Source organism: Peribacillus saganii (assembly GCF_003429095.1).
In the GTDB taxonomy this organism is placed as follows: Bacteria; Bacillota; Bacilli; order Bacillales; family DSM-1321; genus Peribacillus; species Peribacillus saganii.
In genome coordinates, this window is the sequence record NZ_QVTE01000026.1 from 23,109 (window position 1) to 46,712 (window position 23,604).

The 23,604-nt window shown below is 43.0% G+C and carries 20 protein-coding genes and 1 pseudogene; 17 read left to right on the forward strand and 4 right to left on the reverse strand.

Annotated elements, in window-relative coordinates; all coding sequences use genetic code 11:
- Window positions 1-23: 23 nt before the first annotated feature.
- Window positions 24-2,348: a VWA domain-containing protein gene (locus D0469_RS09710; protein ID WP_158553410.1), complete on the forward strand. Its 2,325-nt coding sequence runs from the start codon at window positions 24-26 to the stop codon at window positions 2,346-2,348.
- A gap of 199 nt (window positions 2,349-2,547) precedes the next feature.
- Window positions 2,548-3,105, forward strand: coding sequence for a ribosome hibernation-promoting factor, HPF/YfiA family (hpf, locus tag D0469_RS09715; protein WP_117326551.1), 558 nt, complete (start codon window positions 2,548-2,550; stop codon window positions 3,103-3,105).
- A 78-nt stretch (window positions 3,106-3,183) separates the two neighbouring features.
- On the opposite strand, the gene D0469_RS09720 is transcribed toward hpf, so the two are convergent.
- Window positions 3,184-4,266, reverse strand: coding sequence for an HD-GYP domain-containing protein (locus tag D0469_RS09720; RefSeq protein WP_117326552.1), 1,083 nt, complete (start codon window positions 4,264-4,266; stop codon window positions 3,184-3,186).
- Window positions 4,267-4,518: 252 nt separating this feature from the next.
- Here D0469_RS09720 and D0469_RS09725 point away from each other — a divergent pair, with 252 nt between their 5' ends.
- From D0469_RS09725 to D0469_RS09740, 4 genes and pseudogenes are all read left to right on the forward strand, one after another.
- Entirely contained in the window at window positions 4,519-6,129 is a 1,611-nt protein-coding gene (locus D0469_RS09725) for a gamma-glutamyltransferase family protein (protein WP_117326553.1), read from the forward strand.
- Window positions 6,130-6,252: 123 nt separating this feature from the next.
- Window positions 6,253-6,819 (forward strand): chromate transporter, encoded by a 567-nt coding sequence (locus tag D0469_RS09730; protein WP_117326554.1) that lies wholly within the window; start codon window positions 6,253-6,255, stop codon window positions 6,817-6,819.
- Entirely contained in the window at window positions 6,816-7,346 is a 531-nt protein-coding gene (locus D0469_RS09735; RefSeq protein WP_117326555.1) for a chromate transporter, read from the forward strand. Before D0469_RS09730 ends, D0469_RS09735 begins: the two co-directional genes overlap by 4 nt.
- Window positions 7,347-7,404: 58 nt before the next feature.
- Window positions 7,405-7,578 (forward strand): annotated as a pseudogene (locus D0469_RS09740) (putative peptidoglycan binding domain-containing protein); the annotation flags it as partial.
- A 186-nt stretch (window positions 7,579-7,764) separates the two neighbouring features.
- On the opposite strand, the gene D0469_RS09745 reads toward D0469_RS09740, so the two are convergent.
- The gene (locus D0469_RS09745) at window positions 7,765-8,121 is read right to left on the reverse strand and encodes a helix-turn-helix domain-containing protein (RefSeq protein WP_117326556.1); all 357 of its coding nucleotides are present in this window, start codon (window positions 8,119-8,121) and stop codon (window positions 7,765-7,767) included.
- Between the two features lie 245 nt (window positions 8,122-8,366).
- Here D0469_RS09745 and secA point away from each other — a divergent pair, with 245 nt between their 5' ends.
- Window positions 8,367-10,880, forward strand: a complete 2,514-nt coding sequence (secA, locus tag D0469_RS09750; protein ID WP_117326557.1) for a preprotein translocase subunit SecA — start codon at window positions 8,367-8,369, stop codon at window positions 10,878-10,880.
- Window positions 10,881-11,207: 327 nt separating this feature from the next.
- A protein-coding gene (gene prfB / locus D0469_RS09755; RefSeq protein ID WP_117326558.1) for a peptide chain release factor 2 occupies window positions 11,208-12,309 on the forward strand; the annotation gives its coding sequence in 2 pieces (ribosomal slippage) (window positions 11,208-11,279 and window positions 11,281-12,309; 1,101 coding nt in all).
- Between the two features lie 267 nt (window positions 12,310-12,576).
- On the opposite strand, the gene D0469_RS09760 is transcribed toward prfB, so the two are convergent.
- Window positions 12,577-13,203 (reverse strand): type IV pilin protein, encoded by a 627-nt coding sequence (locus D0469_RS09760; RefSeq protein WP_117326559.1) that lies wholly within the window; start codon window positions 13,201-13,203, stop codon window positions 12,577-12,579.
- Between the two features lie 344 nt (window positions 13,204-13,547).
- On the opposite strand from D0469_RS09760, the gene D0469_RS09765 reads away from it, so the two are divergent.
- The 5 genes from D0469_RS09765 (at window position 13,548) to D0469_RS21355 (ending at window position 17,367) form a co-directional block, all read left to right on the forward strand.
- On the forward strand, window positions 13,548-14,885 hold the full coding sequence (locus D0469_RS09765; protein ID WP_117326560.1) for a D-serine ammonia-lyase: 1,338 nt from the start codon (window positions 13,548-13,550) through the stop codon (window positions 14,883-14,885).
- 308 nt (window positions 14,886-15,193) lie between these two features.
- Window positions 15,194-16,057, forward strand: a complete 864-nt coding sequence (locus tag D0469_RS09770; RefSeq protein ID WP_117326561.1) for a YitT family protein — start codon at window positions 15,194-15,196, stop codon at window positions 16,055-16,057.
- A 52-nt stretch (window positions 16,058-16,109) separates the two neighbouring features.
- A complete protein-coding gene (gene cccB, locus D0469_RS09775; RefSeq protein WP_117326562.1) occupies window positions 16,110-16,463 on the forward strand; it encodes a cytochrome c551 in 354 nt (117 codons plus the stop codon).
- Between the two features lie 206 nt (window positions 16,464-16,669).
- Window positions 16,670-17,254 carry a DNA-3-methyladenine glycosylase I gene (locus tag D0469_RS09780; RefSeq protein WP_117326563.1) on the forward strand — a complete coding sequence of 195 codons (585 nt, stop codon included), beginning with the start codon at window positions 16,670-16,672 and terminating at the stop codon, window positions 17,252-17,254.
- Window positions 17,251-17,367 carry a beta-eliminating lyase-related protein gene (locus tag D0469_RS21355; protein WP_199478455.1) on the forward strand — a complete coding sequence of 39 codons (117 nt, stop codon included), beginning with the start codon at window positions 17,251-17,253 and terminating at the stop codon, window positions 17,365-17,367. Before D0469_RS09780 ends, D0469_RS21355 begins: the two co-directional genes overlap by 4 nt.
- A gap of 205 nt (window positions 17,368-17,572) precedes the next feature.
- On the opposite strand, the gene D0469_RS09790 is transcribed toward D0469_RS21355, so the two are convergent.
- Window positions 17,573-18,355: a GNAT family N-acetyltransferase gene (locus D0469_RS09790; RefSeq protein WP_117326564.1), complete on the reverse strand. Its 783-nt coding sequence runs from the start codon at window positions 18,353-18,355 to the stop codon at window positions 17,573-17,575.
- 499 nt (window positions 18,356-18,854) lie between these two features.
- Between D0469_RS09790 and ftsE the strand changes: the two genes are divergently transcribed.
- The 4 genes from ftsE (at window position 18,855) to D0469_RS09810 (ending at window position 23,486) form a co-directional block, all read left to right on the forward strand.
- Window positions 18,855-19,541 carry a cell division ATP-binding protein FtsE gene (gene ftsE, locus D0469_RS09795; RefSeq protein ID WP_117326565.1) on the forward strand — a complete coding sequence of 229 codons (687 nt, stop codon included), beginning with the start codon at window positions 18,855-18,857 and terminating at the stop codon, window positions 19,539-19,541.
- Window positions 19,531-20,424, forward strand: a complete 894-nt coding sequence (gene ftsX / locus D0469_RS09800) for a permease-like cell division protein FtsX (RefSeq protein ID WP_117326566.1) — start codon at window positions 19,531-19,533, stop codon at window positions 20,422-20,424. Before ftsE ends, ftsX begins: the two co-directional genes overlap by 11 nt.
- A gap of 107 nt (window positions 20,425-20,531) precedes the next feature.
- A complete protein-coding gene (locus tag D0469_RS09805) occupies window positions 20,532-21,842 on the forward strand; it encodes a murein hydrolase activator EnvC family protein (RefSeq protein ID WP_233523009.1) in 1,311 nt (436 codons plus the stop codon).
- A gap of 183 nt (window positions 21,843-22,025) precedes the next feature.
- Window positions 22,026-23,486 carry a S41 family peptidase gene (locus tag D0469_RS09810; protein WP_117326567.1) on the forward strand — a complete coding sequence of 487 codons (1,461 nt, stop codon included), beginning with the start codon at window positions 22,026-22,028 and terminating at the stop codon, window positions 23,484-23,486.
- The last annotated feature ends 118 nt before the right edge of the window (window positions 23,487-23,604 follow it).

Consider the following 23,604-nt stretch of genomic DNA (forward strand, 5'->3'; position numbering starts at 1 on the left):
TTCTAGAGTAGAGGATGATTAATATGACCGTTATTAAAAACAAAAAACTCGTATGGACTCTATTATTTCTAATACTGTTTTCCACTTTTACCAGCCAGGCCAGCGCCAATCAATTTAAGGATGTCAAGGCAGACCATTGGGCATATCCATCTATTGAATGGGCTGCCAATAAGGGGCTGGTGAATGGTTATAAAAATGGTACCTACGGACCTCAAAAGGTGTTAACCGAAGCAGAGTTTATTGCCATGCTTATCCGCTATGATTGCAGTCCTTATAAAGGGAGCTTATCTGCAAGGCCAGGTGAGCATTGGGCTTCCGGCAATTATCGTTACTTTTCAGAGAAAAACATTCCATTGCGAGGTTATTTCAATAATACTATTCGTGATAGTGCTATAAGCCGCGGCCAGGTTGCGCGGATTGTGGCTGCTATTGATGGTAAGGATTTAACCGAACCATATGCTGTGCAGTATATGTATATGGAAAATTTATCAAGTGGTATGACAGGAAAGAAAGATTATAAGGATTATGGTGTTACGAAGTATTTAACACGTGCTGAAGCAGCTGTGTTTTTAGACCGTCTGTCCAAGAGTATTTCCTGCAGCTTCAGCGGCCTAAGCGGACCCGCTGATGGAAGCGATAATGACTTGTACACTCCATTGCCATTACATTTTATGGGAGATGAAACAGTTTATTTCCCTGCACCGGAAAGTCCTCCGGTGGTACCTCAGCCGCAGTCTGCTATCGATTCCCGTCTGGCAGATCTGGATATTGAAAAAGAGACATTGATTGCCAATGGTGTTGACTCATCCTTTATCACACTAATGTTGAAAGACTGTTATGGGAATCCTATTTCGAATGATGAGTCTCTTTCTTTTCAAGTAACTTCGAAAGTGGGTGCGAGCATTGAAGGAGACTGGGAAGGCAAGGGCCCGAGTTCTTTTGAGGGAGCACAGGTACAGGCATTATCAACTTGGACGAATACAGATGGTCCCGAACTGACTGTAGCGGTAACCGCACCGAAATCAAGCAGAGCTCAAAAAGATACGCTTTCGTTTAAAGTAGATTCCTATAGTGAAAATAGAAATATGTCTTGCTACCGAAATCCTGTAACCGTTCCGTTGCAGTATGAACCAAAGGCGGAGCTTCGACTAGAGATAGAGACGGATACGGATAAGGAGACAAATAACACACTCTCTGCAGACGGTGTTGAGACTGCCAGAATTTCTGCCACTATCGTTCGGCCTGGCGGGCAGACCATCACAGGTTTTAATGGACGAGTACGCTTTCGTTCCGCTTATGGCGCGTCTTTAAGTTCCCAGGAAGTTCGCTTTTCTAATGGGGTGGCAAGTACAACCTTGACATCTATCCGATCTTCTCAGCCAATCACAGATCAGATTTTTGCGGAAATTGTTCAATCAGATTCCCGTTATAGAGATATTGTCGCACCGCTTCTAAATCAGAGCCATAGTACAGAAGTTATGTATGATCCTGGTCTGAATAATTCATGCCCAATTGGAGATACGGAAGTTGCATTCATCATTGATTCTTCTGGAAGTATGCTGCGTAATGATCCCGAGAGATTAAGGGTTATAAAGTCAAAGGAGTTAATTACCGAATTAAATGCAAATACAAATATTGCATCACATTTTAATGGAAACGGAATGTACCTTAGCGGACCGGATTCCATACCAGTGGTAAGGCAGTCATTAAACGATGTCTTCCAATCAGGAGGTACGAATATTGGGGATGGATTAGAGGAGGCATTTAGCCGATTTACATCCACTTCCACTCCAAAGGCTGCGATTCTGATTACGGACGGACGCTCAAGCGAGACAAAAATTAATCAAATGATTCAAGAGGCTGGAGAGAAAAATATTAGGATTTTTACAATTGGCCTCGGGGATAAAAAGCAGCTAAATGAAGAGTTATTGCAAAGAATGGCCTCCGAAACGGGCGGTAAATATTTTCATGCCCAGAAGAATACTGATATTGGAGCTGTTTATCAATTAATTCTAAATGAAATCACATGTGGTATATCGGGTCCTAGCTGCTCCCAATCAAGTCTGGTATTCTCTTCAGCGGCGATTGAAAAAACGAGTGGGGAATTCTTTATGCGTACATTCATTAATGACAATTGTGGCGAAATTACTAGAGTCGTTGTACGCTTTAAGGCACCTGATGGAGACGTTGATTATGATTTAATCCCCCGTGGACAGGATTTTTTCGCATTGGAAAAAGGAAACTATGAAATTGATAATCTTACTTTAGAAAAGGAAGGCACTTTTCTTGCCTATAAAGGCACAACATTAGTCGGACAAATCCGGGTTCCGGTTCAAACGATTCAATAATAATAAATACCTGCCTTCAGATGTAAATGTCTGAAGGTTTTTTCTATGTTTATTCTAAATGTGTATCGTCGCAATGTACGACAGTAATTCTTCATAATTTCCACATTTTCGACAAACATTATTAAGTGTTTATGAAGGAATTATAAAGGGAATGATAGAATATTATTAACATAGTCTTATCTAAAGGAGGACTCGTTTTATGAATTACAACATTCGTGGTGAGAATATTGAGGTAACTCCAGCTCTTCGTGATTATGTGGAGAAGAAAATTGGCAAGTTGGAAAGATATTTTGCTAATACACCGGATGCCAATGCACATGTAAATTTGAAGGTGTACAGCGATAAGACGTCCAAGGTGGAAGTGACTATCCCGATGTCCAATCTGGTTCTTCGCGCTGAAGAGAGAAAAGAAGATATGTATGCAGGAATTGATACCATTACTGATAAATTAGAGCGTCAAATTCGTAAACATAAGACGAAGGTCAACCGAAAATTCCGTACGAATGGCAGCACGGCAGATATGTTTGTCGCTGTTGCGGAGCCGGAAGCACCGCCTGTAGAAGAAGATGAAATGGAAGATTTGGAAGTTGTCCGTAATAAGCGCTTTGACCTAAAGCCTATGGACAGCGAAGAGGCCATCCTGCAAATGAACATGCTGGGCCATAATTTCTTTGTTTACACAAACGCTGATACCAATAGTACCAATGTCGTTTACCGCCGTAAAGACGGCCGTTACGGTCTAATCGAACCGAACTGAGCGGAGCGATAATTGGTAAAAATAGGTTAATAGCTTAAACAAACCCGCCACCTGTACAAGGTAGCGGGTTTTTTGCAGCTATACTGCTTTAACTATTGTAATATTAATCTCTTTTCGCAAATCCAGCTCGTGCGGTGATTTTAATTCATCTCCTTTAGGGTCTTTTATTACCCTTACTACAGGGCGGAGTGGCAGATCGGAGTAATTTTTGGCAACTACTGCTTCATATCCTGTATTTAAGACTACCCTTGAAGAAACTGGGAATATCGCAATATAGGCTAAAAAGTCTTTTATAATGGAGTGATCAAATAGAATATTTCCGGCTGCAGACAGAAATTCAGCTGCTTCTTGCGGAGAATGCCGTTTCCGGTAATTCCTTGAGGATGTCAGGGCAGCGTATACGTCCGCTATGGCTACAATCCGGGCGTATTCATGAATATTGGTCCCTTTAAGCTGTCTTGGATAGCCGCTGCCATCAAATCGTTCGTGATGCTGCAGGGCACAGTGTGCTGACAGCAAGGAGATATTCCGCTGCTTCCGTAAAAGTTCGAATCCCAATACTGTATGGCTATTCATGATATTTCGTTCTTCCTTGGTCATGAAGCCCTGTTTTTCCCATAGCCTGCTTGGCACCTGTGTCATCCCAATATCAAAAAGCAGTGCGCCAACTCCTAAGTCTAGCAGCTGTTCAGAGTTATATCCTTTGGCGATTCCAATAACTCCAGCCAGGGTGGCGACATTTACCGAATGGTGGAAAAAGTGACCCTGTGCAAGGACAAGGTCCGAAAGGTTAACCATTATGTTATCATTTGCCAGCAAGTGGTCCAGTATTTCCTTGAAAACCTTTTGGTATTCTTTGCCAAGGTCCTGTGAGGATGAGGTTTGAAGCAATGATTTCTTATCAAGGAATGATGTCATCGTTTCATATACCTTTTTGACGGCTTGCTGCCGGACAGTGGGACTTATCAGCGGTTTTGGATTAATGCCATGGGTGCTGCGGGTTTCTATAAAGATGTATTCAACACCCTTCTTTCGCAGCGACGATATATAAGGACCGGTCAATCTGGTTCCTTTAGCGAGCAGCACTTTTCCTGTATGTCCATATATATGCAAGCCTAATTTATTTCCCGTTTCTGCTTCTGTTATATGGATTCTTTTCATTAAAACACCTCGAGTAATTGTTTAATATATAAACACTACTAAAATTCCTTTTTTTATAGTCTAGTAATCATGCCTCATTAATATGTTTATTATGTGAAGATTTTTTTTGAGGACATAATAGAGTTTTGAAATATACCGGGAGCAATCTTAATTGTAAAAGGGTTGACTCTTTTCTATGTCCTTTAAAAATATCTGAAAATATAGTAAATTTACTATAATAAAGGAAAATCTGATTGAACGGAGTTGGCTTTAATGAAGTTTGATTTTCAGTTTCATCCTTATCCATCCGAACGAACAACTGTCATGGCAAGAAACGGTATGGTGGCGACGTCACAGCCGCTTGCTGCACAGGCGGGGCTTGATATGTTAAAAAAAGGCGGCAACGCCATTGATGCAGCGATTGCGACTGCTGCAGCTTTGACGGTTGTGGAGCCGACCTCAAACGGAATCGGCAGTGATGCCTTTGCTCTTGTGTGGACAAAAGGGAAGCTGCATGGATTGAATGCAAGCGGTCCGGCTCCAAAGTCTATATCCATTGATGCGGTAAAGGGCATGGGCTATTCCACGATGCCGGCTCTCGGGCTGATTCCTGTTACTGTTCCGGGTGCGCCTTCTGCATGGGTGGAGCTGTCAAAGCGGTTTGGAAAATTACCTTTAAAAGAAGTGCTGCAGCCGGCTATTGACTATGCTGAAAAGGGATATCCGCTAACACCGGTTTTGGGAAAAAACTGGGCTATTGCCTATAATCGATACAAGGAAATCCTGACTGATGAAGAGTTTCAGGGATGGTTTGAAACGTTTGCACCTGCTGGACGGGCACCGAAGATAGGCGAGGTCTGGCGTTCTGCGGGTCACGCTGCGACGCTGCAATCGATTGCTGAAACAGACGGGGAAAGTTTTTACAAAGGCGAGCTCGCTGATAAGATTGCTGCTTTCTTCAAAAAATATAATGGTTTTCTTTCTAAAGAGGATTTGGCTGCATATAAAGCAGAATGGGTGGACCCGATCAGAGTGAATTACCGCGGATATGACGTGTGGGAGATTCCGCCGAATGGACAAGGGCTGGTTGCGCTCATGGCGTTGCATATCGCCAAAGGTTTCACATTTCCAGCTAAAGATACAGTAGATACATATCATAAACAAATTGAAGCGATGAAGCTTGCATATACAGATGGAAAGGCATTTATCACGGAGCCAAGTGATATGACGGTTGCCGTAGAGCAATTATTGTCTGAGGAGTATGGGGAGTCACGCAGGGATGAAATATCCGAATATGCATTGGAGCCTGCCGCCTATCAGCCTCCTAAAGGCGGTACTGTTTATTTGGCCGCGGCAGATGGGGAAGGAAATATGGTGTCTTTTATTCAAAGCAACTATATGGGATTCGGCTCAGGGATCGTTGTTCCGGGAACAGGCATTTCCTTTCAGAACAGGGGCCATGATTTTTCATTGAATCCAGAGCATCCTAACGCTTTAAAACCTGGAAAAAAGACATACCATACGATTATTCCCGGCTTTTTGACAAAAGGAGATGTGCCGGTGGGCCCGTTTGGAGTAATGGGAGGTTATATGCAGCCGCAGGGGCATATGCAGGTTATAATGAATACAATTGATTTTCAATTAAATCCTCAGGCGGCACTGGATGCTCCCAGATGGCAGTGGATAGAAGGAAAAAAGGTACAAGTTGAGCCTGATTTTCCTAACCACATTGCCAAGGAGCTCAGCAGGAAAGGCCATCAGATTGAGGTCGCGCTTGATAGAGGATCATTCGGAAGAGGCCAGATTATTTGGCGTGATCCGGAAACAGGTGTACTGATGGGCGGAACAGAGCCGCGTACAGACGGCTCCATTGCCGCATGGTAAGGATGCGCATGTGACAAAAATACGGATGCATTCAGACTAGTAAGCTGGGAAAATCACAAACTCACTTGTTTAAAAAGGTGGAACGCGGATGAATGCAGGTAAAATGAAAAAGGTGAAGAACACATGAAGTTTCTGGATATTTTTATGGCCTTTTTTAGAGTGGGCATTCTCGGTTATGGAGGCGGGCCATCCTCTATTCCGCTTGTCCATAAAGAAGCTGTAGAAAAATATAAATGGATGGATTCTGAAGAATTCGGGGACATATTAGCCCTTGGGAATGCGCTGCCGGGACCAATTGCAACCAAAATGGCAGGATATATTGGCTACAGAGTGGGCGGGATCTTTGGAATGGTAAATGCCCTTATTGCGACGATGGTACCTACGATAATTATGATGATTCTATTATTGAAGTTCTTGAACGCCTATAAGGATCAGTCATGGGTAAAAGGGATGTCTGCCGCCGTGGTGCCTGTTGTAGCGGTGATGCTTGCTGTCATGACCTGGGATTTCATCAAAAAATCAACAGGTTCCCAGCTCGGCTGGGGCTGGACCTTATTGTTTGTGGCCGTCAGCCTGCTGCTGATGGAATTCCTACATATCCATCCGGCCGTTATTATTTTTGCGCTTTTATTGGCAGCTCTTTTGAAGAAAAATTCCGTGTCACAGGAGAAGGGGAAGGGAAGCTCATGATCTATTTTCAAATATTCTGGGCCTTCTTTCTGCCGGGTATCCTGGGTTATGGCGGCGGCCCGGCATCGATACCGCTTATCGAAAATGAAGTGGTTGATCGTTATGGCTGGCTGACTGTACATGAGTTCAGTGAGGTGCTTGCCCTGGGCAATACGCTGCCAGGGCCAATCGCCACGAAAATGGCCGGGTACATAGGATTTGAACAGGCTGGGATCCTTGGGGCGCTGGTCGCAACCTTTGCAACGGTCGCTCCTTCGCTTATCCTGATGATTGCTTTGCTGAGCCTGCTGATGAAATATAAGGAGTCACCGAGGGTAAAACGGATGACCACGTACGTTAGACCTGTGATTGCGGTGTTGCTTGGCATTATGACTTATGATTTTCTTTTTTCATCCTATAAAGAGATTGGCTGGCTGCAGACGCTTGTAATCGGGTTAATCAGCTTTGTTTTGATGGAAAAGGTGAAAGTGCATCCGGCTTATGTAATAGCGGGGGCGCTTGTGTATGGAGCAATATTTTTAGGTTAATGGGGAGTAGGGAAAATAACATTTAACACATTTAACATGATTAAATTATTACAAAGGCTCAACTTCTGATGACGCTGCGTTGTCTAAAGCTTTGTCAACGTATATCCATACCGAAAATTTTGAGGAGCGGGAGCAGAAGGACGGATTTATCGACCTTCGACCTTTAAGTCCTGGAGTTTATGAAAAATCAAAAATGAGAAGGAGGCTGCTGAGGAATCGGCAGCTTCTTTAGATTAACAACTTATTAACTTTTTCAAAAAGTACAGATGTCTAGCTCCAACGCCAGCAACTTTTTTTCCATAAGAAATAAGCCCCGATGCACGTTGTGCTAGTGCCGGCGTCGCCGCAGGACAAGGAATGCTTCGGCACCGATTCATCGCACGAAACAAAGCGGCAGCTTTGTGAGGACGTGACGGGCTTAGCCGTCCTTCCTTTCAACAGGGCGCTTCCGCTTTTCGTTGCTTTTGCTGTCAATAAATGCCTGGAACTGCTCCTTTGTAATGCCGGAATTGGTTGCTTCGCGGACTAGACACAGCCATTCGTCGTCAATGCTGCCACTGCTGCTCCTGCTGTCAGAAGCTTTATCGTGCAATAAACTATCGAGAGGGATTTCCAGCACATGGGATATTTTCTCAAGGATTTGAATGGAGGGGTTCTTTTGCAGGCTTCTTTCCAGGGAGCTTAAGTAAGATTTAACGATGCCGGTTTTGTTGGCAAGCTGGCTGATGGACATGTTCTTTTCCAGCCTTCGTTTTTTAATACGATCGCCTATCATGGGAATGCCACATCCTTACAAAGGAATCTTTGTTAAATTTTATCCGGCGGTAAAGGTTTGTAAACATGGTGTTAGATAATGGGGATTGATGCCCTGGGGGTAATGCTAAGTTGTACCCATACCATATAAGTGGTAAAATTAATATTGTGTAATTTTATATAAAAGTACTATGACTCTCTATGGATTTGTTAGAGAGTTTTTATTGATAGATAACATGATTCTTTTTAAAAAGAGGAGCGTTAGCAATGCTTAATATTTTAAATAAAGTGTTTGACCCAAATAAACGGGAGCTTAAGCGACTGCAGAAGCTTGCTGACCAGGTAGAAGCATTGGCGCCGCAAATGGAGAAGCTTTCGGATGAGGGCCTTCGCGAAAAGACAGACGAGTTCAGGAAAAGGTATCAAGGCGGGGAGTCGCTTGACAGCATGCTGCCTGAAGCGTTCGCGGTCGTACGTGAAGCTGCGAAACGCGCTCTTGGCATGTTTCCGTTTTATGTACAGCTAATGGGGGGTATTTCCCTTCATGATGGCAACATCTCCGAGATGAAAACAGGGGAAGGTAAAACGCTGACTTCGACTATGCCGGTTTATTTGAACGCCATAACTGGTAAGGGTGTCCATGTCATTACTGTAAACGAATACCTGGCGAGCCGTGACGCAGCGGAAATGGGCAAGCTGTTTGAATTCCTTGGCTTGACTGTCGGCTTGAACTTGAATGGCCTGACTAAGGAAGAAAAACAGGAAGCCTATAATGCTGATATCACATATGGCACCAACAACGAGTTCGGATTTGACTATTTGCGGGACAACATGGTGCTGTATAAGGAACAAATGGTTCAGCGCCCGCTTCATTATGCGGTTATCGATGAAGTTGACTCCATTTTGATTGATGAGGCGCGTACACCGCTGATCATTTCCGGTTCTGCCCAAAAATCAACTCAGCTTTATATCCAGGCAAATGCATTTGTCCGGACGTTAAGGAAAGACGATGACTATACGTATGATGAAAAAACAAAGGGCGTTCAGCTGACTGAAGAAGGGATGAATAAAGCGGAACGGGCTTTTGGCATTGATAACCTGTTCGATATCACCCATGTAGCTCTGAACCACCATATTAATCAGGCACTGAAGGCGCATGTTACGATGCATCTTGATGTGGACTATGTTGTCCAGGATGGCGAGATTGTAATCGTTGACCAATTTACTGGCCGCCTGATGAAAGGGCGCCGCTACAGCGATGGCCTTCACCAGGCGATTGAGGCTAAAGAAGGCGTTGAAATCCAGAATGAAAGCATGACGCTTGCAACGATTACATTCCAGAACTACTTCCGGATGTATGAAAAGCTGTCCGGAATGACCGGTACAGCGAAAACGGAAGAAGAGGAATTCCGCAACATTTACAATATGAATGTTATTGCGATTCCTACAAACCGGGAAATTGCCCGTGACGACAGACCGGATTTAATTTATGCAAGCATGAACGGAAAATTCCAGGCTGTTGCAGAAGATATTGCTGAAAGACATGCCAAGGGCCAGCCTATTCTTGTAGGTACAGTGGCGATTGAAACATCTGAATTGATTTCCCAGCTGCTTACAAGAAAGGGAATCCGCCATAATGTGCTGAATGCAAAACAGCATGCCAGTGAGGCTGAAATTATCGCGGATGCCGGTAAACCGGGTGCCGTAACGATTGCAACAAACATGGCCGGCCGCGGTACCGACATTAAGCTTGGCGACGGAGTTAAGGACCTTGGCGGTCTAGCTGTTATTGGTACAGAGCGCCATGAAAGCCGACGGATTGATAACCAGCTTCGCGGACGTTCCGGACGTCAGGGAGATCCAGGGGTAACCCAATTTTATCTTTCCATGGAAGATGAATTGATGCGCCGTTTTGGCTCGGATAATATGAAAAATATGATGACTCGCCTTGGTATGGATGATTCCCAGCCAATTCAGAGCAAAATTGTAACAAGAGCTGTAGAGTCTGCGCAAAAACGTGTTGAAGGGAATAACTTTGATGCCCGTAAACAGCTGCTTCAGTATGATGATGTTTTACGCCAGCAGCGTGAAATCATTTATAAACAGCGTTTTGAAGTTCTGGATAGTGAAAACCTTCGTGACATCGTTGAAAGAATGATCGCTTCAACGGTTGAACGAAATGTAGCAGCATTTGCTCCGCTTCATGAGGAGAGGGACAGCTGGAACCTGAATGGACTTGTCGATTTCATAAACGGCAATCTGCTTAATGAAGGCGATATTACGGAAGCAGACCTTTCCGGAAAAGATCCAGAAGAAATGTCGGAACTGATTCTTGCAAAGGTGAAGGCGCGCTATGATGAAAAAGAAGAGCAGCTTTCTCCGGAACAAATGCGTGAGTTTGAAAAGGTTATTGTTCTTCGCGCTGTTGACAGCAAGTGGATGGACCATATCGATGCCATGGACCAGCTCCGTCAGGGAATCCACCTTCGGGCATATGGCCAGATCGATCCGCTTCGTGAATATCAGCAGGAAGGCTTCGCAATGTTTGAAGATATGATTTTGAGTATCGAAGAAGAAGTTGCGAAGTATATCATGAAAGCCGAAATCCGCAACAATCTGGAACGTCAGGAAGTAGCGCAGGGCCAAGCTGTGAATCCAAAGGAAGATGGAGAAACAGTGAAGAAAAAGCCTGCACGCAAAAAAGAAACGGCTGGGCGGAATGCTCCATGCCCATGCGGAAGCGGCAAGAAATATAAAAACTGCCATGGTGCGTTAGAATAGAAAAGCGGCGGTTTTCGAGTATCAATTGACTAATTTACCCTAGGATAGGGCGGTTATTTAAGATATTTCTACTGAGTTTTAATTGATGGCAGTTTCGTGATTGGGTAAAAGCTGATATTTTGTTCCGTATTATATCTTAAAAGGCAGAGTGTAAGTTCCCTGGCACAGATATTTCGCCGATAGTTTCACCGTTTTGGAATTAATTTGGCCGAAGGAAATTTTTACTTTTAAAAGAGTATGATGATGTAAAAGAGGTCCGGCTAGTATGCCGCCTCTTTTCCTGTTTAGCAAGGTTGGGCAGTGAAATAAAGTATGGAGTGATGATAGATGGAATTAGCAGAAATCAGAAATGAGCTTGAGAAAACCGCCAAGACGTTGGCGAATTTTAGGGGGTCTCTTTGACTTAGAAGAGAAGGAAGCCCGGATTGCGGAATTTGATGAAATTATGACTGAACCTGATTTTTGGAATGACCAGCAGAAGGCGCAGACAATCATCAATGAAGCGAATGCAATAAAGGATCAGGTAAATCAGTTTAAAGAGATGAATGATTCCTTTGAAAATCTTGAAGTCACTTATGAACTTGTAAAAGAGGAAAGTGACGCTGAGCTGCAGGCTGAATTGGAAGAGGAGCTGGCGAACCTTACGAAGCAGCTTGCTGATTTTGAGCTTCAAATGCTGCTAAGCGGCGAATATGACAGCAATAATGCGATTCTTGAATTGCACCCGGGTGCTGGCGGAACCGAATCCCAGGACTGGGGATCGATGCTGCTCCGTATGTACACAAGATGGGGAGAGAAAAAAGGCTTCAAGGTTGAAACGCTTGATTACCTTCCTGGCGATGAGGCTGGAATTAAAAGTGTGACCCTGCTATTTAAGGGTCATAACGCCTACGGTTACTTGAAGGCTGAAAAAGGGGTACACCGCCTTGTCCGTATTTCTCCATTCGATTCTTCAGGCCGCCGCCATACGTCCTTTGTGTCGTGTGAGGTTATGCCGGAATTTAACGATGATATTGAAATTGAAATCAGAACAGAGGATTTAAAAATTGATACGTATCGGGCAAGCGGAGCCGGTGGACAGCATATTAACACAACTGACTCAGCGGTCCGGATTACCCACATTCCGACAGGTGTTGTGGTAACCTGCCAATCCGAACGTTCGCAAATTAAAAACCGCGCCCAGGCAATGACAATGCTTAAAGCGAAGCTTTATCAGCGTGAAATTGACGAGCAGCAGGCCCAGCTTGATGAAATCCGCGGTGAGCAGAAGGAAATCGGCTGGGGCAGTCAAATCCGCTCTTATGTATTCCATCCATATTCAATGGTTAAAGATCACAGAACTGCAACGGAATCAGGGAATGTGCAGGCCGTCATGGACGGGGAAATCGACCAGTTTATTGATGCCTATTTGCGTTCAAGACTGCAATAATTTTATTAAAATATTCAAGGCGATGGGATTAATCCTGTCGCTTTTTTATGGTAAAGCACAACGATCGCTATTGCTGGTTAAGTTGTTAGAAGGTACTTCTTTGTCAGGAGTATAAACAATTATTTTAAATAGCCAGCCTTTTTAGACATTAACTTTATTACTACTATACAGTCGTGCTTAAAAACGAATCTTATTCCAAAACAAAAAACCAGCTCTAAAACAGCTGGTTAAAAAGCTATTACTATTTTTTTATTTCCATTGATTCAGTCAATTCCTCCATTGTCCAAATTTTTCTAACCAACGTTTTATGTAATCCCACAAATGTGTCCACCATCGTCTATCTTGCTCTCCACTGTCTTCGCCAGGTTCCGGATCTAGCTCTGTGTCAGGGTCTGGCTCTGTATCAGGTGTCTCTGTATTAGGGTCCGGTTCTGCTTCAGGGATATCGGTATTAGGGTCTAGTTCCGTTCCGTGGTCTCCACAACTCCCTATAATTCGAGTCTCTTTCCCATTATCAGCGCTGATTTCTTCTTTTGTAGCGCATGCAAAAGTTATAGTTGCATTTCCTGCCGGAACATCAGAAGTTATCAATGCATAGTTTGCAGAATCGGTTAAAACAGTGTAAACGCCCAATTTGACATTTTCTATATAAGAAGACAAGTCATCTGAAGATATGGTGTTTGAAGCGGTTTCAGTCGCTGCACTATAAAGACGTGCGGCTAATAGCGTTTGTAATGCATCGGCTTTAACAGCATCTTCCTTGGATTTCTGGATAATGCTGCCGATACTCGGTACTGCAATTCCAGCAATTATGCCCAAAATGACAATGACAGCCAAAAGTTCAATCAAAGTTAAACCCAATTGGTTATTTATTCGTTTTTTCAAATTATTCATAGTCTTTGGAGTTCCTTTTTTAGTAACCGCTTTTTTCCTTATTTTATCATTTGTCTTTAACCACAATCTATCATTTAGTTACATTGATCTATAAAACTGTGTTTAGATTATGTGAAAAAAATACTACTAGTAAGTGCCGTTTGCTGAATATGACAAAATAATCGGCTATGAGGTGTGGTGGAAAAAAGTTTCAAGCATTGCCACTCTACCTATCAGCATTCAAGTGCCAAAAGTAGAAGTCCTCAATTAATAAAGGGATCTACAAACAACATCTAGAATACATTTGTGGAAAGATAAGTGTTAGGGCGAGGATACTGATTAAAATTGGGGGAAGGAGAGAGCAAATGGCAACAAAGCTTATTCAAGAAAAAACAATAGAACAATGGAAGAGTGATTATCCTGTCCTTCAGGAGGTCGCTGATATAAATGAGGTATTTTGGGCAAATCCGCATTACGGGGAAAAGGCAAACCCAATTCTATTGAAAGCTGAGAATATAACGGAGGCCGCTGAACGGCTTGTTCGTTTTGCGCCGTATATTGCAGAGGTTTTTCCTGAAACGGCTGAAACAAACGGTATCATAGAATCTCCCTTGATTAAAATACCCTCGATGCAGAGACATTTAGAGAAGAAGTATGAGGTGGAAATAAAGGGCAGCCTTCTATTGAAATGTGACAGTCACCTTCCGATCTCGGGCTCGATAAAAGCCAGGGGAGGAATTTACGAGGTGTTAAAGCATGCAGAGGAACTGGCTATTCAAGCTGGAATGTTAGCTTATACCGATGACTATACCATTCTGGATAGTGATACATTCAAATCGTTTTTCTCGCAATATTCTATTGCCGTTGGTTCGACCGGAAATTTAGGCTTGAGCATTGGAATCATGAGCGCCCAGCTTGGATTCAAGGCTACAGTTCATATGTCTGCTGATGCGAAGACATGGAAAAAGGAACTGCTTCGGGAAAAAGGAGTCACGGTCATTGAATATGAGTCTGATTACAGTAAGGCTGTCGAAGAAGGACGAAAACAGGCGGGCGAATATCCGAATTGCCATTTTATTGATGATGAAAACTCAAAGGATCTTTTTTTAGGCTATGCTGTGGCAGGCTCACGACTGAAACAGCAGCTGGATGAAATGGGAATAATCGTTGATGCGGAGCATCCGCTATTTGTCTATCTTCCCTGCGGTGTTGGCGGAGGACCGGGCGGCATCACTTTTGGCCTTAAAAAGGAATTTGGGGAGAATGTTCATTGCTTCTTTGCTGAGCCGACGCATTCACCGTGCTTTCTGATTGGGCAGGCTACGGGCTTGCAAGATCAGATTTCGGTCCAGGACCTTGGGCTCGACAACCGGACAGATGCCGATGGACTTGCCGTCGGAAGGGCATCAGGCTTTGTAGGTAAAACAATCGGGCATATGCTCAGCGGCTGCTATACCATTGAAGACGAGCGGCTCTATTCACTGCTGCGGGATGCAGCAGATAACGGAAATATTTTTCTTGAACCATCAGCTGTTGCAGGTTTCTATGGCCCGGTCCAATTATTTAGACAGCCTGCAGGACAAGACTACCTGCAAAAAAACAAACTGCAGCATGTGGCGGAAAATGGATACCATATTGTTTGGGCAACCGGCGGCAGCATGGTTCCAAAAGATATAATGGAGGCTTACTATCAAAAAGGGTAAACCACCAAGACGTGCAAACAATAAAATAACATAAAAACGCAAGGAGATTCACAAGAAATCTCCATTGCGTTTTTTTATGCCTTGAAATGTCTTAATGAGGACCAACACATTACCCATCTAACTTTATATATTTATTCTTGGTATGAAATGTTGTGAAATAACGCTTTACTGCGTTATCTTACTGGCGTTTACAGCGCTGTATCCGGATGCTATACTACATTTCGGTCAAACAGGATAGATATTGATAATAGTGAAATGCTAATAAAAAAATTGATAGATAGTTTTAAAGAAATCGTGGAGGTTGTGAGATGAAAAAGAGATACCGGGAGCTTAAACATCCGATTTTGGATAAGGTGATAGAGTATGGATCTGTGCTGGTCGGATCTGGTATTGTGGCTATTGCGTTTAACGTGTTCCTGCTTCCGAACAGGATAGCTTCCGGCGGGGTAAGCGGAATTAGTACGATTCTCGATGCAGTATTTAACCTCGAGCCAGCGTATGTACAGTGGGCTTTTAACATTCCGTTATTTATAATGGGCTTAATTTTACTTGGAATGCAGTTCGGGGCCAAGACGCTTGTAGGGACAATATTTCTCCCCTTTGTGGTATTTTTGACAAATGAATGGGACGCATGGACAAATGATGCTTTGTTAGGAGCGATATGCGGAGGCATCGGCGTGGGGCTTGGACTGGGAATTGTGTTTAGAGGGAAGGCTTCCACAGGAGGAACGGACCTCGGTGCCCAGGTTATCCACAAATATACCAATCTGTCTCTCGGAACTTGTGTCGTATTAATCGACGGACTGATTGTCTTAAGTGCAGCCATCGTTTTTGATATCGAACGTGGACTGTATGCCTTGATCGGGCTTTACGTTACCAGTAAAACAATTGATCTTGTACAGGTTGGGTTTGGGCGCTCAAAAATGGCGATGATCATCACAAATGATGTGCTCGACGTCAAACAGGCTATTTTAACCGAAATTGATCGTGGTGTAACACGGCTGTCCGGCCATGGCGGCTATACTGATGACGAAAGACCTATTTTAATGTGCGTAGTAGACCAGACTGAATTCACAAAATTGAAACAAGTAGTGAAAAGTATTGATCCAAAAGCTTTTGTTGTTGTAATGGATGCATCAGAGGTTCTTGGGGAGGGTTTTAAACGGCCTTAACAATGGTATAATATTGATGTATTTGTTAATTTTGCTATAGGGGGATAACAAAGTGAAAAAGAAGCTACTAGCTTTATTAATGGGAACTTCACTAGTGCTTGCAGCTTGCGGCGGGGATGACAGTGCCGATAAAGAGCCTGCAGAAGACAATGGTAGTGAAACAACTACTGAAACTGCCGATGCTGGGGATGGCAATGAGGCAAAAATCTATGAAAACAAATGTGCCAGCTGCCATGGTATGAACCTGGAAGGCGGAGTTGGACCGAAATTAGCGGATGCGGGAAGTCGTCTTGCTAAGGAAGATATCGAAAAAATCATTGCTGAAGGTAAAGGGGCAATGCCTCCTGGATTGATTGAAGGCGAAGAAGCTTCAGCTGTAGCTGAATGGTTAGCTGCGAAGAAATAATATTATAAACTACGCCGACTTAAGGTTGGCTAGGGTGAAAACAGGAAAAACCTTGTCGCTGTGAACTGCAGGCAAGGTTTTTTGGTTTTCCCGAGTTAGAAAGTTATATTCCCCCTCGGCTTCCTTCAAGGTGGAAAAGGGGCTTTTTTGTACCTTTTTATTATGCTAGGCTGAATAAAGATAGAATGAAGAAAGGGGGCTTTTCAATGGAGCGCTGTGGATGGGTTAATCAGGATCCGCTTTACATTTCTTATCATGACGAGGAGTGGGGAAGGCCTGTATATGATGACCGGCTGCTTTTTGAATATCTCAATCTTGAGGGTGCACAAGCCGGGCTCAGCTGGTATACGATTCTGAAAAAAAGGGAGAATTACCGTGAAGCTTTTGATCGATTTGATCCTGAAAAAATAATGTCATACGATCAAAAGAAGATAGAGGAATTGATGCAAAATACAGGGATTGTAAGAAACAGGCTTAAGATTAATGCGGTGATTTCAAACGCTCAGGCCTATTTCAGAGTAGCGGAGGAATTTGGGGGTTTTAGTACATATATATGGTCATTTGTAGATGGCCAACCAATTCATAACCAATTTAGGACACCTGACGAAGTACCTGCCACTACAGCCATTAGTGACAGGATGAGTAAGGATTTGAAAAAACGCGGCTTTAAGTTTGTCGGCTCCACGATTTGTTATGCCTTTATGCAGGCAACAGGCATGGTAAATGATCATTTAGTATCTTGTCGCTGCTATAGCGGTGAAATGGAGAAGAATGAGAGGGTTGTATTATGATAGTTGATTTCAGAAGTGATACAGTAACAAAACCGACAGAAGAAATGCGAAAAGCAATGTACACTGCAAAAGCACCTGGCAGCAAGAAAGATCTTGCTGCCAGCTTTTTTTGAAAAGAGAATACTATATAACTTCCTTAACACGTACAGATGTCTAGCTCCGGCGCCCAGCAACTTTTTTTCCGTAGGAAAATAAAGCCCCGACACACAGGATAAGGAACGCTACGGCAGCGATACAACGCACGTAACAAAGCGTTTAGCTTTGTGAGGACGTGCCAGACCTTAGTTAACGTTCCTTTTTTCAAGGGCGCTTACGCTTTTATCGGTACATCGTCCACATTCCAATGTCCTGAAAGCCAAGCCGCTTATAAATACGTCCCGCTCCGGGGTTGTCATAAAACAGGCAAAGGGTTTTCCCTTCTTTAAGTACATCACTGACAAGCTTTTGTGTAACGGCTGTTGCAAGCCCTTTTTTACGGTATTCTGCCCGGGAGCAGACGCCGACGATCATGGCTGATATTGAATTTTCCGCTGTGGTCGAAGCGATTGCAATCATTTCTCCATTTTCTTCTATGTAATATGTCCTGCCCGTGTTGGTTTCCATGGCTTTTAAAAGCATATCACGTGAATCCGGCCGGGCTGGGAATTCTTCAATTGTTTCTCGAATGGCAATAATTCTGTCGATGTCGCTTATGTCCGCTTTTTTGACCTCTAAATCATCGTTTCCAAGATGCTCTGCTGTCCGGCACTCTGCAAAGAATGTTATCTGCTTTTTCCCAAGGTTCAGACCTTCAAGTCCTTCAAACTTTTCTACTAGCTCTTCTTTTCCTGACAGGGCAGCTGAATCCCCGAATGAGCGGATGATATCTGCAAATCCATCTACATCAAAATCGTTTTTTGCATATGGAATAAAAGAGTTATAGAAATTTAACAGTACCGCGAGGATTTCACCATTATCATCGAATTGTGCCCAAAGCTGCTGAAATCCGGCTTCGTAGCCAAATGCTTCAATATCTCCGATGATAAAAAGATTAATAGAAGGTTCCTCACCAAGAAAAGCCATAACCTTTTCATTATCTTCCATCTTAAGTTTCCGAATCATTCGATTACGCCCCTTATACAAACTTTTAGATTATACTAAGGGATACTGCCAAATATTTCAATAATATATTGGTAGTCTTCTAACCGCTTCATCAGCCTCTTGCTTTGTTTCTCTTCAGTAACGTGCTGTAGTTCGACAAAATCCTAAAAATACTTAAATTTGTCATAATTAGATGGAATTATAAATAAGGATTGTTATATAATAGACCCATCCTCCTCATATTTATGCCCTAATTCCTATTAATCCCCGAAATTCTAGTAAGAAATCCCACTTTAGTCCCTTGAAGGTTCAGAATATTCCATAGTAATTGAAATGAAACTGTAATATAATTTATCCGATTTTGACAAATTTTGATGTTATAATGGGTCTGTGATGAAAACAGGGCTATCCTGTTATTTTTTCGCGCTTTTTGTCAAAAAACAGCTTGGGTACAGGCTCATCAAGTTGATAGCCTCATAGATTGTACATTCTTTAACAAAGCTGATTTAGGTGGTTTTATATGATTGAAATGTCTGAAGTATCCAAAACCTACCCAAATGGGGTAGTGGCGGTTAGTAATATAAACGTCAAGATTAAGCAAGGCGAATTTGTATATGTTGTTGGGCCTAGTGGAGCGGGTAAGTCAACATTCATAAAAATGATGTACCGGGAAGAGAAGCCAACTAAGGGTAACATCCTGGTTAATGGAATCAGCCTCCCGAAGCTTCGAAACTCTAAAGTACCGATTTTTCGCAGGAATATGGGAGTTGTGTTTCAGGATTTTAAACTTCTTCCAAATTTGACCGTGTTCGAAAACGTAGCATTTGCAATGGAAGTGATTGAAACACATCCAAAGGAAATTAAGCGCAGGGTGATGGAAGTTCTCGAACTTGTAGGACTTAAGCATAAAGCAAGGATGCTTCCTACTGAATTGTCGGGAGGCGAACAGCAGCGGGTGTCGATTGCCAGGTCCATTGTGAATTCGCCGAAAGTTGTGATTGCAGATGAACCGACAGGAAATCTTGATCCTGAAACATCTTGGGAAATTATGAACATTTTCGAAGAAATCCATAACCGCGGCACTACAGTGGTTATGGCCACTCATAATAAAGATATTGTTAATAACTTGACACATCGTGTTATTGCCATTGAAAATGGAAAAATTGTCCGCGATGAACAGCGGGGTGATTACGGCTATGAATATTAGAACGCTCGGCCGTCATTTTCGTGAAAGCGGAAAAAACCTGAGCCGAAATGGCTGGATGACTTTTGCATCCATAAGTGCGGTAACCGTTACGCTCTTGCTTGTTGGGGTTTTCTTCGTGATTATGATGAATTTGAACAACTTCGCCAGTAATATTGAGAAGGATGTCGAAATACGGGCACATCTTGATCCGGCAGCAAGCCAGCAGGATATAGAGTTGATGGAAACCGAAATTAAGCAGATGCCTGAGGTTGATACGGTAGTTTTTTCTCCAAAGGAAAAGGAACTTACCAATTTAATAAAAGACCTTGGTGAGGATGGACAGGCGTTTAGGCCATTTGAACAGGACAATCCGCTGAACGATGTTTATATCATTAAAACAAAGACGCCAAAGGACGTTATTAAGACAGCAAAAAAAATAGAAACATTCAATTATATCCAGCAGGTTAAATATGGCCAAGGCTATGTAGAGAAACTGTTTGATGTTGTTGAAACAGCAAGAAATATAGGTGTTGTGCTGATATTAGGCCTTCTTTTTACAGCTATGTTCCTGATTTCCAACACCATTAAAATAACGATTATGGCAAGGCGTAATGAAATTGAGATTATGAGGCTGGTAGGGGCAACCAATTCCTTTATCCGCTGGCCATTTTTCCTTGAAGGCATGTGGCTGGGGGTACTGGGTGCTGTTCTCCCGATTATCTTGATTGGAGTTTCCTACCACTATTTCTATAGATTAGCAGCACCTAAGATTGATATTAAATTTGTTGAGCTCCTTCCATTTACACCATTCATTTATCAAATATCCAGCATTATGCTTCTGCTGGGTGCGCTAATAGGGGTCTGGGGAAGCTTAATGTCTGTCAGAAAATTTTTGAAGATATAAGCCAAGCGGGCTTTGCACCAATTCTTTTAATTTCGATTGCAGAAAAATATGATTACTGTCCATCGGTTATTTCGTCTGACGGGAAGAGAAAGAAAGGGGAAAGTGTTTTGAAAAGAAAAGTACTAGCTTTAAATGCAACAATTATGATAGGAGTGGGAAGTTTATTCTCTGCTCCGGCGGCAAGTGCAGCAACTATACATGATATGGAAACAAAGAAACAACACATACAGGAAAAGCGCTCTAATGTTCAATCCGGAATCAATAAAGCTGACCAGCAAATTAACAGGCTACAGGCGCAGCAGGCAAGATTGGATGAGCAAATCAAGGCTCTTGACTTAGCTATCGGGGAAACCAATCAAAAGATTCGTGAAAAGCAGGCACAAATCGAGGATACGGAAGCAGAAATCGATGTCCTGGAACAAGAGATTTCAGTATTAAAGGAACGAATTGCAAAACGCAATGAAGTGTTAAAGGAACGGGCTCGTTCTTTCCAGCAAAGCGGCGGGGATGTGAACTATCTTGAGGTAATCCTGGGATCATCCAGCTTCAGCAATTTTGTCGACAGGGTAAATGCAGTAGCAACCATTGTGGAAGCCGACCAGGATATTTTAAGGCAGCATGAAGAGGATAAAAAGAGCCTTGAAGAAAAGCAGGCTGCTGTTGAACAAAAGCTTCTATCTCTGGAAAGCATGCTTGTTGAGTTTACTGAGATGAAAACGAAGCTGACTGGCCAGAAGCGTGAAAAAGATAAGCTCATGGCACAGCTGAAATTGAAGGAAGAAGAAACAGAACATTTAAAATTCAGCTTGCAGGAAGAAGCAGAAATCCTTGCAGGCCAGCAGGCAGCAATTCAGAAGGCTATCGAATTAGAGAAAAACCGTCTTGCTGAGCTGGAAGCTGCCAGAAAGCTTGCAGCTGAAGAAGCAGCAAAAGCGAGAGCTGCTAGAGAAAGAAGAGCGGCTTCCAATAATGGCGGAGGATCATCCTCATCAGATGATTACAGCCCGGCTCCTGCGGTTTCTTCGGGCACTTTTACTAGGCCGTCAGCTGGTGTCGTTACTTCCCGCATGGGCAAACGCTGGAATAAATTCCATGCCGGGATCGATATAGCAAAACCGGGAACTGTTCCTGTTGTATCGGTGGCAGACGGTGTTGTTATGCGCTCCTATTATTCTTCCAGCTACGGGAACTGTGTAATGATTTCCCATTCCATCGGAGGGCAGCTATATACAAGCGTATATGCCCACCTGGAATCCAAGAGTGTCGGCAATGGGCAGGTAGTCGCAAAAGGCCAGCAAATCGGGTACATGGGTAACACAGGCCGTTCGTTTGGCCAGCACTTGCATTTTGAATTGCATAAAGGAGCTTGGAATCCTTCAAAATCCAATGCAGTAAATCCATTAAACTATTTCAATTAAGCTATATCAATTTCTAATAGTCTAACAGTACTATACTTTTAACCTTTTCTTCTCTCTTTGAAACATGTAACATGTGGCAGGAATATTCTGTACAAGCTATTCATATAGTGAAAGTAGACAAAAGACATCGCACAGATTGTGTGGTGTCTTTTTTTAAAATCACAGTTTAAGAGGGGATTTCCAATGAGAAGGAAATGGGTGCTTCCAGCAGTGGCGGCCGTGACGCTGACAGCAGGGGTTACAGGCGGCATGTATCTTGGCAGCAGTGAGGATGGACCATTAAAAAAGTGGATAGGAAAAATGGAGACGGATGGAGAGGTGGACAAGCAAGAAAAAGCGGCAGTGAACGATAAAGAATTGGGGAAGGTTGAACAGGCTTACGACCTAATTTTAAGCAGCTACGTAGAAGAAGTCGAAAGTGACCAGCTAGTGGAAGGGGCTATCCAAGGTATGCTTACCACGCTGGATGATCCATATTCCGTTTATATGGATAAGGAAACCGCCAAACAGTTTGAAGAAACACTGGATTCTTCCTTTGAGGGAATTGGGACAGAGATTGGAATAGATGAGGGTAAGATCATCATCATTTCCCCATACAAAAACTCACCGGCTGAGAAAGCTGGCTTAAAGCCCAAGGACCAAATTCTTAAAGTAAATGGTGAAAGTGTGGAAGGAAAAAATCTGTACGAAACACGGCTGAAAATACGCGGCAAAAAAGGAACATCAGTGACATTGGAAATTAAGCGGGATGGTGTCGCAAATCCAATTATAGTAAAAATGGTTCGAGCGGAAATTCCATTAGAATCTGTGTTTTCTGCGGTGAAAGAGGAAAAAGGAAAAAAGATGGGCTACATAGAGCTGACTACTTTCTCTGTCAATACAGCGGCAGATTTCAAAAACCATTTGCAGAAGCTGGAGGAGCAGAATATACAGGGCCTCATTATTGATGTGAGGGGAAATCCGGGAGGCCTTTTATCCAGTGTTGAGGAGATTGTAGGAAATCTTGTCACCAATAAGAAACCTTATTTGCAAATAGAAGAAAGAAATGGCGATACCAGGGCTTATTTTACAAATTTAAAAGAGAAGAAGGAATATCCAATTGCCGTTTTGATGGACAAGGGGAGCGCCTCGGCCTCGGAAATTTTGGCAAGTGCGCTCCAGGAAGCAGGCGGATACCCATTGATAGGTGATAGATCATTTGGAAAGGGGACAGTCCAGCAGCCGGTACCTATGGGCGACGGCAGCAATATTAAGCTTACCCTTTTTAAATGGCTGTCCCCTGATGGGAACTGGATTCATAAAAAAGGAATAGAGCCAACGATAGAGGTGCATCAGCCAGATTACTTCAATCTTCAGCCATTAGCAATCGACAAGACATTAAAACGGGATGACAATAGCGAACAGATCAAGCATGCCCAGGAAATGCTCAGCGGTCTTGGCTTTGAAAGCAGCCGGGACGATGGCTACTTTGATCAGCGAACGGAAGTAGCAGTTAAAGCCTTTCAGCAGCAAAATGGCATAGAAGTAACAGGAAAACTGGACCAAAAAACGGCGGGGGCTATTGAAACAGCGCTTATTGAAAAAATAAAAGATGAACAGAATGATATTCAGCTTAAAATAGCATTAAAATATTTAGCAAAGTAAAATAATTTAGGAGTATGCGAATAATCTGCGCATACTTTTTTATTTTCGCTTATACGGTGAACGGTCATAGGCAGGAAAGTCCGGTTTTGATACAATAGAAGCAAGTATACATATATTA

Excerpts from the sequence above, each read along its gene's own strand:
- D0469_RS09725 (WP_117326553.1), top strand. The coding sequence starts at position 4,519 with ATGAAGTTTGATTTTCAGTTTCATCCTTATCCATCCGAACGAACAACT.
- hpf (WP_117326551.1), top strand. The coding sequence starts at position 2,548 with ATGAATTACAACATTCGTGGTGAGAATATTGAGGTAACTCCAGCTCTT.
- secA (WP_117326557.1), top strand. The coding sequence starts at position 8,367 with ATGCTTAATATTTTAAATAAAGTGTTTGACCCAAATAAACGGGAGCTT.
- D0469_RS09790 (WP_117326564.1), bottom strand. The coding sequence starts at position 18,355 with ATGATTCGGAAACTTAAGATGGAAGATAATGAAAAGGTTATGGCTTTT.
- D0469_RS09760 (WP_117326559.1), bottom strand. The coding sequence starts at position 13,203 with ATGAATAATTTGAAAAAACGAATAAATAACCAATTGGGTTTAACTTTG.
- D0469_RS09735 (WP_117326555.1), top strand. The coding sequence starts at position 6,816 with ATGATCTATTTTCAAATATTCTGGGCCTTCTTTCTGCCGGGTATCCTG.
- D0469_RS09765 (WP_117326560.1), top strand. The coding sequence starts at position 13,548 with ATGGCAACAAAGCTTATTCAAGAAAAAACAATAGAACAATGGAAGAGT.
- D0469_RS09710 (WP_158553410.1), top strand. The coding sequence starts at position 24 with ATGACCGTTATTAAAAACAAAAAACTCGTATGGACTCTATTATTTCTA.
- D0469_RS09730 (WP_117326554.1), top strand. The coding sequence starts at position 6,253 with ATGAAGTTTCTGGATATTTTTATGGCCTTTTTTAGAGTGGGCATTCTC.
- D0469_RS09770 (WP_117326561.1), top strand. The coding sequence starts at position 15,194 with ATGAAAAAGAGATACCGGGAGCTTAAACATCCGATTTTGGATAAGGTG.
- D0469_RS09745 (WP_117326556.1), bottom strand. The coding sequence starts at position 8,121 with ATGATAGGCGATCGTATTAAAAAACGAAGGCTGGAAAAGAACATGTCC.
- D0469_RS21355 (WP_199478455.1), top strand. The coding sequence starts at position 17,251 with ATGATAGTTGATTTCAGAAGTGATACAGTAACAAAACCGACAGAAGAA.
- ftsE (WP_117326565.1), top strand. The coding sequence starts at position 18,855 with ATGATTGAAATGTCTGAAGTATCCAAAACCTACCCAAATGGGGTAGTG.
- ftsX (WP_117326566.1), top strand. The coding sequence starts at position 19,531 with ATGAATATTAGAACGCTCGGCCGTCATTTTCGTGAAAGCGGAAAAAAC.
- D0469_RS09720 (WP_117326552.1), bottom strand. The coding sequence starts at position 4,266 with ATGAAAAGAATCCATATAACAGAAGCAGAAACGGGAAATAAATTAGGC.
- D0469_RS09810 (WP_117326567.1), top strand. The coding sequence starts at position 22,026 with ATGAGAAGGAAATGGGTGCTTCCAGCAGTGGCGGCCGTGACGCTGACA.
- D0469_RS09780 (WP_117326563.1), top strand. The coding sequence starts at position 16,670 with ATGGAGCGCTGTGGATGGGTTAATCAGGATCCGCTTTACATTTCTTAT.